Origin of the sequence: Cohnella xylanilytica (assembly GCF_014212175.1) — a bacterium.
Taxonomy (GTDB): Bacteria; Bacillota; Bacilli; order Paenibacillales; family Paenibacillaceae; genus Cohnella; species Cohnella xylanilytica.
On the sequence record NZ_JACJVR010000004.1, the window covers coordinates 25565 to 39645 of the forward strand.

The following is a 14081-nucleotide window of genomic DNA, read 5'->3' on the forward strand; positions in this document are numbered from 1 at the left end:
ATTCGGCATGTTCGGGATCTATGGCGTGTCCGGTCTGTCGTTCTTGCTCGTAGCCTTCCTGACCCCGCTCCTCATTCGGGGGTTGCGCGTTCTCAAGCTGACGCAGCCGATTCGGTCCGAGCTGCCTGCCGATCATCAAGCCAAGCGGGGAACGCCGCTGATGGCCGGCCTGATCCTGCTTGTCGGCGTGATCACCTCGCTGCAATTCCATCCCGCCCCATTGATGATTTTCCTATGCGCCGCGTTTCTCTTATTCAGCTTGGTCGGCTTTATGGACGACTTCAAGAAGGCGGCGTGGCAAGATCCCTCCGGAATCTCCGGACGGACGAAGCTGGCGTTCCAATTCGCGATAACCGGGCTGCTGCTGTTCACGTTGTTCCGTTCGTTCTCCCTCTCCAGCGACATTACGTTGTTCCGCGGCTTCCAGCTGCATCTGCCGGTTTACGCGTACATCGTCATCATGCTCCTGTTCATCGTCGGTTCCGCCAACGCCATCAACTTTACGGACGGTCTCGACGGGCTCTTGATCAATGTCGCCATGCCCACTTATTTTTTCTTCTTCCTGATCTCGGACAAGCCCGAAGTCCAAACGTTCTCGCTCGTCATGATCGGCTGTCTGCTCGGTTTATTTCTGTACAACATTTATCCGGCCAGAGCCTTCATGGGGGATACGGGGTCGCTCGCGATCGGCGGTTCCCTCTCCATCTTGGCGGTTATCGAGAAGGTCGAGATTCTAATCCCGATCCTGTTCTCCGTCTATCTGGCCGAACAGTTATCCGTCATCCTGCAGGTCTGGTATTATAAACGGACCCGACTGCGCTTATTTCGAATGACTCCGATCCATTTTCATTTCAGTCTGAAGTACGGCTGGAGCGAGAATAGGATCGTCATGACGTTCGGATTTATCTCCTGGATCTCCGTTCTCGTCTGCTGGCTGATCTGGAAATACGCCCTGTAAAAATACGTGTCGTATCGCGGAGGGAAGTTTTAAATTTTTCTTATTGATATCTGCGGAGTTTATGATATTATGGGTATTGCGTTATTTGGAAAGCAAGCTGATATTCAAAATATACGGGAGTCTTTCCAAGCAGATAATTGTTGACCACATCCGCAAGGAAGTTAAGGCCATACGGACAGCCGGGTCAAATGCCGATTGGCAACTTTAGTTGCCTTATTGATTGAGTTAAAAGCTCAAATTTTATAAGTTTGGTTGCTATCGACCGATGCATAGCATCGCACATCAACTTGTGAAACGATCAATAAGAGTATTAAAGGCGATTATTTGCTATATAGACTCTGATACGTCACCGATATATTTTGAATATTAAATGGCTTCCTTAGCGAGTAGCTTCCTTAGCGAGCTATGTCCCGATTATCGGTGACATCATTTAATATTCCTGATTATCAGAACAAGTGTGATTACGCGATGATGCGTTTTTTGCGCTTGTTTTTTTGTGCGAATAAAGCGTGGCGAGCATCCGAACCCAACAACAATCCAAGAGCAAGGGAGAGCGAGACAATGGGAAAAGCGCTTATTATCGGTGCCGGTGGAGTGGCCTCGGTGGCCGTCCACAAATGTGTTCAAAACAGCGAGGTCTTCGAGGAGATCTGTATCGCGAGCCGTACGAAATCGAAGTGCGACGCGTTGAAAGCTAAGCTGGACGGCGGCAAGACGAAGATCACGACCGCTCAAGTCGATGCCGACAACGTGGACGAGCTCATCGCCCTGATCAACGAAGTGAAGCCCGACATCGTCATGAACCTGGCTCTCCCGTACCAAGACCTGACGATCATGGACGCTTGCCTGGCGACGAAGACGCACTACATGGATACCGCCAACTACGAGCCGGAAGACACCGCGAAGTTCGAGTACAAGTGGCAGTGGGAATACCGCGAGCGCTTCGAGAAGGCCGGCATTACCGCTCTGCTCGGCAGCGGCTTCGACCCGGGCGTCACGGGCGTGTTCTCGGCTTACGCTCTCAAGCACTACTTCGACGAGATCGAATACATCGACATCCTCGACTGCAACGGCGGCGACCACGGCTATCCGTTCGCGACGAACTTCAACCCGGAGATCAACATCCGCGAAGTATCCGCCAACGGCCGGTACTGGGAGAACGGCGAATGGATCGAGACGAAGCCGATGGAGATCAAGCGCGTCTACAACTTCGCCGAAGTCGGCGAGAAGGATATGTACCTGCTGTACCATGAAGAGCTGGAATCCCTGGCTCAGAACATTCCCGGCCTGAAGCGGATCCGCTTCTTCATGACCTTCGGCCAGAGCTACCTGACTCACCTCCGGGCGCTCGAGAACGTCGGAATGACTTCGATCGAGCCGATCGAATTCGAAGGCAAGCAGATCATTCCGCTGCAGTTCCTGAAGGCCGTCCTGCCGGATCCGGCGTCGCTCGGACCGCGCACCGTCGGCAAGACGAACATCGGCTGCATCTTCCAAGGGAAGAAGGACGGCAAGGACGTGAAGTACTACGTGTACAACGTCTGCGACCACCAGGAATGCTACCGGGAAGTCGGCTCCCAAGCGATCTCCTATACGACCGGCGTTCCGGCCATGATCGGCGCGGCCATGATTCTGACCGGCAAGTGGAACAAGCCCGGCGTCTTCAACGTCGAAGAGTTCGATCCGGATCCGTTCATGGAAGAGCTGAACAAGTGGGGGCTTCCGTGGGTAGAGGACTTTAACCCTGTTCTGGTGGACGACGGTCAGGAATCGCTCGACGCTTCCAAGCAACCGGCGCTGGTTCGATAACAATGCGGTTTGACGAACTGCCCACGCCTTGCTACGTCGTTGATGAAGCTCTCATCGAGAAGAATCTGAAGATCCTGAGCGGCGTCATGCAGCGAACGGGAGCGAAGATCGTGCTGGCCCAGAAGGCATTCTCCATGACGACCTTCTACCCCCTTATCGGAGAATACTTAAGCGGCACGACCGCGAGCGGCTTGTTCGAAGCTCGGCTCGGCTACGAGGAGATGGGCAAGGAGACGCACGTCTTCGCCCCCGCTTATCGGGAGGACGAGATCGACGAGATCGTCTCGATCTGCGATCACATCGTCTTCAATTCCTTCTCGCAGCTCGAGAAGTATAAGGACAAGGCGCTTCGGGCCGGCCGGAAGGTAGGCTTGCGCATCAACCCGGAATGCTCGACCCAGGTGGGGCACGAGATCTACGACCCGTGCTCGCCCGGCTCCCGGTTCGGCGTCAAGCGGGAGGACTTCCGCCCGGACCTGCTGGACGGCGTCTCCGGCCTGCACTTCCACACCCTCTGCCAGCAGAACTCCGACGACTTGGAGACGACGCTGCGGGCGGTCGAAGAGAAGTTCGGGGAGTGGCTGCCGCGGATGGAGTGGATCAACTTCGGCGGCGGTCACCATATTACGAGGGACGATTACGATCTCGCCACCCTGGAAGCTTGCATTAAGAGAATGCAGGATCGATACGGCTTAGAGGTGTACCTGGAGCCGGGCGAAGCGGTGGCGCTGAACGCGGGCTACCTGGTCGCCTCCGTGCTGGATCTGCATAAGAACGGGATCGACATCGCGATTCTGGACACCTCCGCGACCTGCCATATGCCGGACGTGCTGGAGATGCCGTACCGTCCTCCGCTGGCGGAGAGCGGCGAGCCCGGAGAGAAGCCGTTCACCTATCGGCTGACGGGGCAGACGTGCCTGACGGGCGACGTGATCGGGGATTATTCGTTCGACCAGCCTCTGAAGGCCGGCGATCGGCTCGTGTTCGGGGATATGGCGATTTATTCGATGGTCAAAACGAACACGTTCAACGGCATGGCGCTGCCGGCCATTGCCGTGCAAGGCAAAGACGGCGATTGCCGAGTGGTGCGCGAATTCGGCTATCAGGATTTTAAAATGCGACTCGCATAGAGAGCTAAAGCTGGCACCGGTTGAGTTGGATACCGGTGCCAGCTTTTTATGTGGATGCTATTTACAACGACGCGCGCGAGGTTCGCCGCATCTCTGCCTCTCGCGTGCCGTCAGGCTTGGCCGGCCGCCTTAAGCAGACGAAGCAGCAGCTCCTTGCGCGGTTCCTTCGCCTTGCGAGCCTGGGCAGCCAGCTTCTCTGCCCCGCCCCAGATCGGGTAGAGCACCCGTTCGGCCTCGTAACGCGGCAGGGCTTCTACCTTCTGGACCAACAGCGACAGCTTGTCTTCTCTCTCCAGCTCCGGCTGAATCTTCAGCTTCAGCGAATCGTGAGAGCGGCGCAAGCAGGCGACCAAGACGGGAATCGAGCTTGCCGTTACGCCATGGGCGTCGGCGAAGGCGGCGGTGAACTTGTCGTGCGCCAGCTGGTGCTCATCGTCCACGAGGGCCATGTAAGCTTCGACCAGCGGGAAATACCGCTCGTCCGACAGTCCCAGCCCGAATACGGCATAGCTGCCCGGCATGACGCTGTTGTCGCCTTCCGTATCCCCGTACCATTCGAACTCTTCCATCGCCTCGCGGGCGTATTGTTCCAATAACGGATGCAGTTCGGAATAAGCCAGCGCATTCGCGAAGAAACGGTGCGTATCCGACTTGGCAAGCCCCTTAACGGGCAAACTCTCTCTCCCGCTGGATTTCAGCTTGATCTTATAGCTTTTGGGGAAGCCCTTCCGGAGCAGGGAGAGAAGAAACGAGATCGCCCGTTCGTAGGCCCCTGCTTCTTCCTTGCGAATGACGACCGTAACGAGGGCGAACACATCGTTAGCCTTGCACTCGGCCAGCTCATGGCGCATATGGGTATCTTCTTGAGAGAAGCTGCCGCTGCCCTCCTTCAGCATGCGCCCGGCTTTGGCGCTGCCGAGCCGCGACGCCAGCTCCAGAAACGTCTGGCCCCTGGATTTGCTGTAATTGGGCTCGTAACGAAGAATCATCGCCGCAACGTACAACAGAAGGTCGATTGGCTGATTGGGCTGATCCTTATTCTCCAAGACGGCATCCGGCTTGATCTCGTATTCATGGTCCCTGTATGCGGAGCGGGTAACATCGTAGTAGCGCGGCAGGAATACATCCTCCGCCCAACCGGTTAACGCCCGGATGAGATGGCTTCGATGCTCCGCGAGCGCTTGCGTCCGTTCTTTGTTCAACTCCTGGATCCGGTCGAATAAAGCAATCGTCCTTGAGGCCTCCGGTTCCGGATACAAAAACGGGTCCAGCAGATGTCGCGACAGGAAGAAGGTTTCCAGCGGCTTGGTCGGGTAGGAGCCCTTCTCCAACTTCTTCTCGATATAGGACTGAATCCGTTCCAGAAGCTGCCGTTTTTTCTCTTCATCTATAATCTCCAGCACCGTGACTGCCGCGGGTCCTTCCGTCGTTGCGAAGGTTCCTCGCAGGGTAAACCGGTAGTCGATAAGCGGCGACGTCCCCAGCTTGTCCAGCCTCTCCTTCGCGATTCCCGCCAGCAGGGGCCGAACCTCATGCAAGACCCGCTCCCGCGTAAAGGGGGAAGCCTTCATCGACTTGCCGCTCTCATCGTTATATCCAAAACCGAAACTGTCAACGATGGTCCTGCCAGGCCGATATTCCAGCCTAACGTCATTGAAGAGGCCTATCTGCAGCGTGGTGCGTTTGACCGTTCCCTCCACGTCCTTTTGCTTCGCCTGTTCGTCAAACCATTCATGAATCGCCGTTCGCATCTCTTCCAGCGCTTCTTCCTGCAATGCGTTCATCGTCTCCCGCCTTCCACGTGTCGCGTCAGCTCCGCCCCATTATTTTACATGCCGGTACAGTCCCGGAACATGAGTCTAACGATGGGAATCGCCGATCTAGGCGGAGGTCGTGTCGCGCAGAGCTTTTATACTTTGCCTGGTTCCCGCTTCGATGGGAGGAGGCGGCCGGCGGCTAACGAATCGAGGAGACGCTATTTGGCTGAAAATAAAGGATTTTCGCTTCTAACGAATCGGATAAGCGTTATTTCGTGCCTTTCCCCAGGGTGCCGTCTCGTGAGTTCGTTAGAATGGGGCCTATGGGCTATCGGCGAAAAATCGCCAGCGACCTGACCTGGCCCGCCCATAGGTACCGGTCAAAGAGCCGTTGGGCATTTATGCGCCCGTTAAAGCTTCAGTCGCACTCCACCCGCCCCAGCGGATTAGGTTCTTCCGCCAACGCGTGGCGCGCCTCGGCCCAGCTGGAGTCTTCGGGGTACAGGGTACTCCGAAGGTAGGCCCATGCGAGCCGCTGGATCAGGGCTACCCGCTCGGGGCTCTCGTCCGTCGTCTCCGCGACGGTATAGCCGGGGATTCCGCCGAGCGAGTGTTCGGCCCCGAACAGAGTAAGCAGGCTCTTGCCGTTGCCGCCCGGACTCAAGCGGTACGGGTCCGCGAACCAGTCCGGCCCCCGAACGGACAGGCGGGACTGGTCCCGATCCCCCGCGACCACGAGGGCCGGCGTGGTCATGTGCGCGAAGCTCGGGTTCATGAAGGGGAAGCGCTCGGCCGCGAACGGGGTCAGGTCGGCTCCGCCCCGTCCGGGCGTCGCCAGCAGCACTCCCGCTTTGACCCGCGAATCGGACATGTCCTCCCCCTCGCCGCCGTCGGGATCGAGGACTCGCGCGCCCAGCAGCATGCTCGCCGTCTGGCCGCCCCAGGAATGTCCGGCTGCGGCGATGCGGCTTCGATCCAGGCGACCGCTCAGGCCGGGAACGGAAGCTTCAATGCGGTCAAGCTCGTCAAGGATGCGCTTCAAGTCCTCGACTCGGTGACGCCAGATCAGCGGCGTACGGGGATCGTCGGGAGGAAGGTTCAGCGTCCTTGAGTCGAGATGGGTCGGCTGAATGACCGCGAAGCCGTGAGCGGCCCAGTAGTCGACCAACGGGGCGTAGCCGTCCAGCGACCAGCCAAATCCGTGCGAGAACAGAATGATAGGCAATTCATGCCCCGCAGCGGGGGCAGACACCCTCACTTGCAGATCCTCGCCGCGGCCCGGGGCGGGCAGCACGACCGGCTTCATCGAGATGACTGGGGTAGGCGCGTTAACTATGATTTCCATACTCTTCATGTTCCCTTCTGTGAGTGAGATTGGCCCAACCGTTACCGGGAGGGGTTCATGTGCCTGAAACCGGGTTTGTTCTGCATGGGATTACTCCCCTCTCCTTTTCTCATCGCCGACTTTTGAGCCGCGTTTGGTTGACATATCAACCACTTCGGATGTAACTGTAGCATATTGTGGTTGACACGTCAACCGTGATATGATGTTCCCATGAATAAGAACGAGCTTAGCGAAGAGGAAATGCGGATCTGGCACCTGTGGAAGGGCTCCTTCCATCGCATCTTCGGCCGCGTCATTAAAGACATGTCCGAGCATACGGGGCTGTCGGAGGGCGATTACGGCGTATTGGACCGGTTGGTTCTTCTCGGGGACGGCAGCCTCCGCCAACAGGAATTGGCCGATTCGATGAACTGGGACAAGAGCCGACTGTCCCACCATCTGACGCGGATGGAGAAGCGCGGATTGGTGACGAGGAAGCCATTGGACACGGATCGCGGCGTTCTAGTCCTCATCACTCCCGCCGGCCGGTCCGTATTGGACGATGCCCGCCCCATCGTCTCGAAGGCCATACGCGAACACTTCCTCGACCAATTAACCGAACAAGACATCGAGTCGATTGCGAAGCTGGCGGAGAGAACCCGAACCAAGTCCTCGGCGGCCCCGCTGCCTTGAGCAACAAGAACCCTCCGCTTCGGAGGGTTCTTTCGGTTGGTTGATTTTCCGGATAAGGAGGGCATGCGGATGGACAAGGCAACGGGCGCAGCGACAGGAGAACCAGGCGCCGTCGAGAGGCTGATCGAGAGCCGCCCCGCCGCGATCAGGGAGATTCTCGTCCAATTGCGGTTAGTCGCCCTTGACAGCCTGCCGAGCGCGCAAGAATTCGCGTATCATAACGCCATCAACTACAAGCTGCCGGAACCGCCAGGCACATGGATCTGTTACCTAGCGGCTCAACGGAACTATGTGAATGTCGGTTTCTACTTCGGAACCCAACTGTCCGACCCGCACAAACGGTTGGAAGGCACGGGCAAGCGCATGCGGCATGTCAAAGTAAGGACAGCAGAGGAAGCAGGCGCCAAGGAGCTGGCCGACCTGCTTCGAGAGGCCTGGTCGCGCTGCCTGCCCGAATCCTAGAAGAGGACTGGCTCCCATCGGAATGAGACTCGTTGACGCGGCCCCGCTGGCAGGATTCGACAATCTTATGTCGAATCTTGACATGCAAGCGGGAAGTTAACTTCTATTGGAAAGTTGGGATCACGATGCCGCGTTCGCCTCGCTCTTTAATCATAACCATATCTATCGCCACAGTCGTTCTTCTTCTGGGGTATGCGTATCTCATGGCGTTCCCTGGACATGATACCATGTGGGATCTTCCCCGGTTCCACTTCTACGTCATCTCTCCAACGATCCTGGCCTTGGCCGTCAGCGCCGTCGCCGTCGGCTGGACGGGGATTCGCCTTCGGGATATGAGCGCGCTTATGCTGGCCTTGGCTCTGTTGTCGCTCAACGGCTTCTTCCTGATTCACGCGCTGTCGACCCCGGGATTCATCATTGCCGATCAATACCACTTGGCCGGCGTCGCCTCCCAAGTCGCGATGACCACGTGCGCGTTCTGGATCTTCCTCTCGACCCTGACCTCCGACCACTCCTTTATCCGCGTGGTGTCGAGGTATCGAAGAAGCATTGTCGTCGGCTGGGTAGCCGTCATCGTTCTGATGAATATCGCGGCTCTTGTTTATCCCAGCATCTCCGAGTTCATTCCCATCGATCTGGAGCCCTTGAACTACCTGATGGCGTTGATTACGGTCTGCCTCTATCTCTGGGCGGCCCAAAGATATTTTCAACAATTCCGGCTCGTCAAGTTCCCTCTGCATTCGGCTATCGTATCGGGCTCCGTCCTGCTGGCCATTACCGAATGCGTCATGGTGACCACCATGATGTGGACGTTGGCCTGGTGGCTCTATCACGTCGTTCTCTCCGTATCGGCTCTGATGCTCTTGTTCGGAATCATAGCGCAGTACCGGTCGAACATCTCCGTCTCCCAGACCGTAGATCCGGCGAGAGGGTCCGCCTCTTCGGATCGGTTCCGCATCAGCATCTCCGGCAGCATGAAGAATCTGATCGTCGCCACGGAGACCAAGGACGAATATACGGCCGGCCACAACTACCGCGTCGCCATGTACGGATTGCAGCTGGGCCAGGCCATGAAGCTGGACGCCGAACTGCTGCGGGCCCTCGCTCGGGGCGGTCTTATTCACGATGTAGGGAAAATTCGGATTCCCGGCGAGATTCTCAATAAACCGGGGAAGCTGGATGCGGACGAGAGAACCGTCATCGAGCAGCATCCCGTGTACGGCTACGAGATGTGCAAATATATCGGCTTCATGACCGAGGAGCTGTCCGTCATCCGGCACCACCATGAGAAATGGGACGGGACGGGGTATCCGGATAAGCTGAGAGGAACCGAGATCTCGCTGCCCGCAAGAATTCTCGCCATAGCGGACGTGTACGATGCGTTGACCTCGCGAAGGTCCTATCGAGAGCCATGGTCCCAAGAACGCGCGCTGCAGGTGATCGTCGAGGGGAGCGGCACCCACTTCGATCCCGAGTGCGTCTCCGCCTTCGTTCAGCTCTGTCGAACAGGCGGGCTGGTTGTTCCGGAGGACCTGGATTAGGAGAGGAGTAGGCGTAGAGGTGCGGCTGTGACGCGGATACTGGCGCACCGCCCGATATTCCCGTATCCTTATGAGTGGCGCGAACCGTCCGCGTCCATGCTCGAAGGAACGGAGACCAGACCCGTGACGAGATCCTCGGCCTTATCTCGGCCTTTCTATTACCTGTGGACCACCCAGACCGCGGCGAACGCGGCGGATGTGCTATATATCATGGCGCTTACGGTGCTGGTGTTAAACCGGACCGAATCGCTGGTATCGGCGGCGTTTATGCCGTTGATGCGGAGCGGCGCCCAAATGCTGAGCGGCCTGATCGCGCCGCTGCTCCTGAACCGCTTCAAGCTGCCGTCTCTGCTGCTGCTGTCGCAGACGGGCCAGTGCCTGCTGTTCATAGGCTTGGCCTTGTACCTGCAGCTGAACGGAGACGCTTCTTCGCTCGCTCTCGTGTTCGCGCTCGTCTTCCTCATGTCCTTCCTCGACGGCTGGACGGTTCCGGCCCGCAACGCGCTCGTTCCGCGGCTGGTGGCGCAGGAGCAAGGCCTGCTCAAGGCGAACGGCCTGATCAGCGTCAGCGACCAGGTCGTCCAGTTCGCGGGCTGGGGGCTAAGCGGCGTGATCGTCGCCTGGCTGGGCCCCGCTCATACGCTGCTGCTGACCGTCGTTCTCTACGGGTTGGCCGCGTTGTTTACGCTAGGCGTCAAAGAGCCTCCCTTGGCCGAGTCTGCGGGGCTGCGGGCAGAGGCCGTGCCGGAGGAGGGCTCGGAGGATTCGGCCGCTCCGTCGTCCAAATGGCATACCCTGACCGAAGGCTGGAAAACGATCTGGCGGATGCCGCGCCTGCGGATGCTCACCTTTATGGACATCATCGACATGCTGGGCGGTTCGGTATGGGTCGGCGCCTTTACGCTCGCCTTCGTGCAAGTCGCGCTCGGGCAGGGCGAAGAGTGGTGGGGCTTCATCAACGCGGCGTATTTCGCGGGGACGGTCGGAGGCGGATTGCTCGTGCTTGCGTTGGCGCGGATCATCGGAAGCCGCTATCTGACCGCGATGTTGATCGGCATGGCGGGGTACGGCATTCTGACCGCCTTCTACGCCATCAGCACGAAGCCCTTCATCGCGCTTCTTCTCGTGCTGCTGATGGGGCCGTTCGCCGAGCTGTCTATCGTCAACCGGCGCACCTTGATTCAGCGCAGCGTAGCCCGGGAGGCGCTGCCCAAGGTGCTGTCGGCTCAAGCCTCCCTGCTGAACCTGGCGTTCTGCGTCTCGCTGTTGGTCATGGCCGGCTTGGCCGAATGGCTCGGCATCGTGAACCTGTATCTGTTCGCGGCAGGCCTCACGCTGCTGGCCCTGGGGGTGGGCCTGCTCGGCCGCCGGACCTTCCGCGATGCGGAGACGCCCGGCGCCTCGAGCTAATCGTGCAATCCTCGGCCAGCGAGGATTTGCTGCACGTACTTTTCAATCCGCGATTCCCGGGTTTTGGATTGTTTAGGCGCCGAGAAATAAAGGGCATAGGCCCGTTGCCGGCCTGGCGTCAACGCTTCGAAGGCCGCCTTCAAGGCCGGATCTTCCTCTAGCTTCTTCTGGAATTCCGCAGGGTATTGGAGCTCGGCATCCTCTTTATAATCCACTTTGAGCCCGGCTCTCTCCGCTTCTATCGCCTCGGCAATATAGGCCTTCAGGACGGGCTCCAGCTTCTCGATCTCCCGAACGTCGGAGAACCGAATGACGCGTTCCGCCCGCGTGTTCGCCCCAGGCTTCTCCAGAATCCGATGGGGATCCTTCAACAAGGCCCCTTTGAAAAAACTAAGCACGGAGCAATCTTTCAAGGCGCTTACAATCACGACATTGCTATTCTGATACGTATAACAGGGAACGCCCCATTTCAATTCCTCGGCCAGCCCGCAGTCCAGCGCGATGGCCCTCAAGCGCTCCAATTCGTCCGGCCAATTGCGGACTTTGCATTCGGGAGTACCCCCCAAGGGACAACGCCCGCAACCCTCCGTGAAAAAGGGATCGACCTTAGGATTCCTTGCGCTATTCGGCATCCGGGAACACTCCTCTTCATCTATGTCGCGCCTACGGATGTTCGGTCCGAAGTCGGCCCTGCGGGCTGACGCCTCCGCTAAGCCTCTTATAAGAAGCCGCCTCTGGAATGGATGATCTGGCCGGTAATCCATTGGGAGTCGTCGCTTGCCAGAAAAGCGACCAGACGAGCCGCATCTTCCGGAACGCCGATCCGGCCCATCGGGAAGTGCGGCAGCAGGGCTTCCTTCACCTCTTCCGACATCCAGCCGGAATCGGTAGGACCGGGATCGACCGCGTTGACCGTAATGCGAAGCGGCGCCAATTCCGCGGCCAGCGACTCGGTAAATGCGGAGATGGCTCCTTTGGTCGCGGCATAGGCCAGATTGCCGGGCATGGGGCCTTTCCCTTGGCCGGAAGTGAGATTGATGATTCGTCCGCCGAACTCGCTGTCGGAGGAACGAACCTCTCTCTCGGCCTCGAGCCTGCGCGCGAATTCCGCGGACAACAGGAAGGTGCCTCTGATGTTCACGGCGCAATGGGCGTCGATGAGAGCCTCGTTCAGTTGGCGGAAATCGGCGGCAACGCTGTACGCAGCGTTATTAACGAGGATCGTCGGAAGACCGACCGCTCTCTGGACTTCGTCCAACAGGCGGGACGCGGACCCCGGTTCGGCGAGGTCCAAGCTCATGTGGGCGACTTGAACGCCCGACTGTCGGAGTTCTTCCGCGAACCATTCGGGCCAATTCTCATCCGCGTCGGTCGGATTCCACTCTTTATCGTAGTCGTGCAGGTGCGTGAAGAACAGGTCAGCGCCCTCGTTCGCCAACGCCCGGCCTATCGCGGCCCCGATTCTGCCTCGGCGGCTCGCGCCCGTGACGAGGGCAACTCTCCCTTGCAATCTGCTCAATTCTGGCAGCCCCCCGTTAAGAGTTTCGTCCTTCTATTTTGCATTATCAAAAGAACGCAGGGTGAAGTCAAGGAAGCGGCCCCTGTCTTGTCCCCCTGTCCCCCCATCAAGCATCCATCGACGGCGAGGGCGAGGGTACGGCTGCATCCTTCGAGGCGGATGACCCGGACGCCACCGGGCTTCGGCCGCGGGGACGGTCGGACATCAGCGCGAAGGGGATGCCCAGCAGCCGTCGCCTAAGGAGCCGATTCCTTCCGCTTCTCCTTCAAGGCTATCAAATCTTCTACGAAGAACCTTAGTAGATTGGGACGCCTTCTTACGGCAAGAGGGTGATAGGTGAAGCCGATGGGCGTACCCTGGAATTCATGCCAACGGCCTCGCAATTGTTTGACAGTGGCGTTCTCCTCTTCCGGGAACAGAGCTTCCGCTACGACATTGCCGAATCCGAACAAGACAAGCGGCCGCTTCTGCAAGATCTGCAATTGGAGATGCGGAAGGCATGCCGCTCTAGCCTCCGGCTTCTTATAGGCGCGCATCGGCCGGCATTTAAGCAAATAAGTGACATACACGTCGTTCGGAGCTATCCCCGCTTCCCTCATGCCGAGCTGGAGAGTCTCCCGGGTGCCGCACAAAAACGAATTTCCTTCCCGGTCCTCCCGGGCTCCGGGATTATCGAGAATCATCATAAGAGGGGCCTTCGGATTGCCTTCCCCCCAGATGACGCGAGTCCGCTGCTTGGATAGCTCGCAAAGCTCGCAATGCTCGATCCCTTCGGGCGCTTGTTCCTCAGGCAGAATGACAAAGGGCTGATCCATATGGGCGTTCCGCTGCTCCTTCATTCGCTCGCAATGAACTCCATTATGCCCATCCCTGACCCAAACTTGCCTTCGCTCGGGGGATGGCTCCCCGCGCCATGGATTTTGTCATATTTTTATCGATGAATGGTTCATTTGAGCTTCAAGAATATCGTACAACGCCAATTTATAATTGATTTTATCCATGTTGCGGTAGAGCTCTTTTATCTTGTTCTCAATCTCTTTTTTATGGTTGAGCATCATCCTTTTCCGCTCCGATATGGTGCCGTTGCCTTCTTGGAACAAACGCACATATTCCCGGATCTGTACGATCGGCATGCCGGTCGCCCGAAGCGCGGTAATAAAATGAACCCATTCAATGTCTTCCTTATCATAGAGGCGTTTCCCGCCTTCATCGCGTTTGACATAAGGAAGCAATCCTTCGCTCTCGTAGTACCGAAGGGTGGAAGCCGATATCCCCGTTATCTCGGCGACTTCTTTTATGCTTATCATGCTTATGTCCCCCGCTCTCGGCCATTAAAGTTAACTTTAACTCAGTTCCAATCCATATTCGCTTTGGAGCCGCATTCAAATCGTCGATAAAGAGCCGAGAGAACGGCTCCTCGAAGTTGAATTATCTTGAATCCCTATAAGAGAAGCTAATCCGATTATACCGAAATGACC

13 protein-coding genes are annotated in these 14081 nt (G+C 57.8%); 7 read left to right on the forward strand and 6 right to left on the reverse strand.

Going from position 1 to position 14081, the window contains the following annotated elements:
- Positions 1-7 precede the first annotated feature (7 nt).
- The 3 genes from mraY (at position 8) to nspC (ending at position 3897) form a co-directional block, all read left to right on the forward strand.
- On the forward strand, positions 8-958 hold the full coding sequence (mraY, locus tag H7B90_RS01345) for a phospho-N-acetylmuramoyl-pentapeptide-transferase (protein ID WP_185134071.1): 951 nt from the start codon (positions 8-10) through the stop codon (positions 956-958).
- Positions 959-1519: 561 nt separating this feature from the next.
- Positions 1520-2767 (forward strand): saccharopine dehydrogenase family protein, encoded by a 1248-nt coding sequence (locus H7B90_RS01350; protein WP_185134072.1) that lies wholly within the window; start codon positions 1520-1522, stop codon positions 2765-2767.
- A gap of 2 nt (positions 2768-2769) precedes the next feature.
- A complete protein-coding gene (gene nspC, locus H7B90_RS01355; protein WP_185134073.1) occupies positions 2770-3897 on the forward strand; it encodes a carboxynorspermidine decarboxylase in 1128 nt (375 codons plus the stop codon).
- A gap of 110 nt (positions 3898-4007) precedes the next feature.
- Here nspC and H7B90_RS01360 read toward each other — a convergent pair whose 3' ends face one another.
- Both H7B90_RS01360 and H7B90_RS01365 read right to left on the reverse strand, forming a co-directional pair.
- The gene (locus tag H7B90_RS01360; protein ID WP_185134074.1) at positions 4008-5681 is read right to left on the reverse strand and encodes a DUF6138 family protein; all 1674 of its coding nucleotides are present in this window, start codon (positions 5679-5681) and stop codon (positions 4008-4010) included.
- 391 nt (positions 5682-6072) lie between these two features.
- Positions 6073-7008 (reverse strand): alpha/beta hydrolase family protein, encoded by a 936-nt coding sequence (locus tag H7B90_RS01365; RefSeq protein WP_185134075.1) that lies wholly within the window; start codon positions 7006-7008, stop codon positions 6073-6075.
- A gap of 201 nt (positions 7009-7209) precedes the next feature.
- Here H7B90_RS01365 and H7B90_RS01370 point away from each other — a divergent pair, with 201 nt between their 5' ends.
- The 4 genes from H7B90_RS01370 to H7B90_RS01385 all read left to right on the forward strand — a co-directional run bounded on the left by H7B90_RS01370 (position 7210) and on the right by H7B90_RS01385 (position 11084).
- The gene (locus H7B90_RS01370; protein ID WP_185134076.1) at positions 7210-7671 is read left to right on the forward strand and encodes a MarR family winged helix-turn-helix transcriptional regulator; all 462 of its coding nucleotides are present in this window, start codon (positions 7210-7212) and stop codon (positions 7669-7671) included.
- A 69-nt stretch (positions 7672-7740) separates the two neighbouring features.
- The gene (locus tag H7B90_RS01375) at positions 7741-8133 is read left to right on the forward strand and encodes a DUF1801 domain-containing protein (RefSeq protein WP_185134077.1); all 393 of its coding nucleotides are present in this window, start codon (positions 7741-7743) and stop codon (positions 8131-8133) included.
- A gap of 227 nt (positions 8134-8360) precedes the next feature.
- Entirely contained in the window at positions 8361-9674 is a 1314-nt protein-coding gene (locus H7B90_RS01380; RefSeq protein ID WP_185134078.1) for an HD-GYP domain-containing protein, read from the forward strand.
- A gap of 123 nt (positions 9675-9797) precedes the next feature.
- Positions 9798-11084 carry an MFS transporter gene (locus H7B90_RS01385; RefSeq protein WP_311772661.1) on the forward strand — a complete coding sequence of 429 codons (1287 nt, stop codon included), beginning with the start codon at positions 9798-9800 and terminating at the stop codon, positions 11082-11084.
- Here the strand turns inward: H7B90_RS01385 and H7B90_RS01390 are convergent.
- From H7B90_RS01390 to H7B90_RS01405, 4 genes are all read right to left on the reverse strand, one after another.
- A complete protein-coding gene (locus tag H7B90_RS01390) occupies positions 11081-11716 on the reverse strand; it encodes a YdeI/OmpD-associated family protein (RefSeq protein ID WP_185134135.1) in 636 nt (211 codons plus the stop codon). The genes H7B90_RS01385 and H7B90_RS01390 overlap by 4 nt on opposite strands.
- 86 nt (positions 11717-11802) lie before the next feature.
- Positions 11803-12603 (reverse strand): SDR family oxidoreductase, encoded by an 801-nt coding sequence (locus tag H7B90_RS01395; RefSeq protein WP_185134079.1) that lies wholly within the window; start codon positions 12601-12603, stop codon positions 11803-11805.
- A gap of 236 nt (positions 12604-12839) precedes the next feature.
- Complete coding sequence (locus H7B90_RS01400; protein WP_185134080.1) at positions 12840-13418, reverse strand: uracil-DNA glycosylase; 579 nt, start codon at positions 13416-13418, stop codon at positions 12840-12842.
- A 108-nt stretch (positions 13419-13526) separates the two neighbouring features.
- Entirely contained in the window at positions 13527-13910 is a 384-nt protein-coding gene (locus H7B90_RS01405; RefSeq protein ID WP_185134081.1) for a MerR family transcriptional regulator, read from the reverse strand.
- Between the last annotated feature and the right edge of the window lie 171 nt (positions 13911-14081).

What these genes read in the sequence shown, in the direction of transcription:
- H7B90_RS01350 (WP_185134072.1), top strand. Translation starts at nt 1,520, where the DNA reads ATGGGAAAAGCGCTTATTATCGGTGCCGGTGGAGTGGCCTCGGTGGCC.
- H7B90_RS01375 (WP_185134077.1), top strand. Translation starts at nt 7,741, where the DNA reads ATGGACAAGGCAACGGGCGCAGCGACAGGAGAACCAGGCGCCGTCGAG.
- H7B90_RS01370 (WP_185134076.1), top strand. Translation starts at nt 7,210, where the DNA reads ATGAATAAGAACGAGCTTAGCGAAGAGGAAATGCGGATCTGGCACCTG.
- H7B90_RS01405 (WP_185134081.1), bottom strand. Translation starts at nt 13,910, where the DNA reads ATGATAAGCATAAAAGAAGTCGCCGAGATAACGGGGATATCGGCTTCC.
- mraY (WP_185134071.1), top strand. Translation starts at nt 8, where the DNA reads ATGTTCGGGATCTATGGCGTGTCCGGTCTGTCGTTCTTGCTCGTAGCC.
- H7B90_RS01360 (WP_185134074.1), bottom strand. Translation starts at nt 5,681, where the DNA reads ATGAACGCATTGCAGGAAGAAGCGCTGGAAGAGATGCGAACGGCGATT.
- H7B90_RS01390 (WP_185134135.1), bottom strand. Translation starts at nt 11,716, where the DNA reads ATGCCGAATAGCGCAAGGAATCCTAAGGTCGATCCCTTTTTCACGGAG.
- H7B90_RS01365 (WP_185134075.1), bottom strand. Translation starts at nt 7,008, where the DNA reads ATGAAGAGTATGGAAATCATAGTTAACGCGCCTACCCCAGTCATCTCG.
- nspC (WP_185134073.1), top strand. Translation starts at nt 2,770, where the DNA reads ATGCGGTTTGACGAACTGCCCACGCCTTGCTACGTCGTTGATGAAGCT.
- H7B90_RS01380 (WP_185134078.1), top strand. Translation starts at nt 8,361, where the DNA reads ATGTGGGATCTTCCCCGGTTCCACTTCTACGTCATCTCTCCAACGATC.
- H7B90_RS01400 (WP_185134080.1), bottom strand. Translation starts at nt 13,418, where the DNA reads ATGGATCAGCCCTTTGTCATTCTGCCTGAGGAACAAGCGCCCGAAGGG.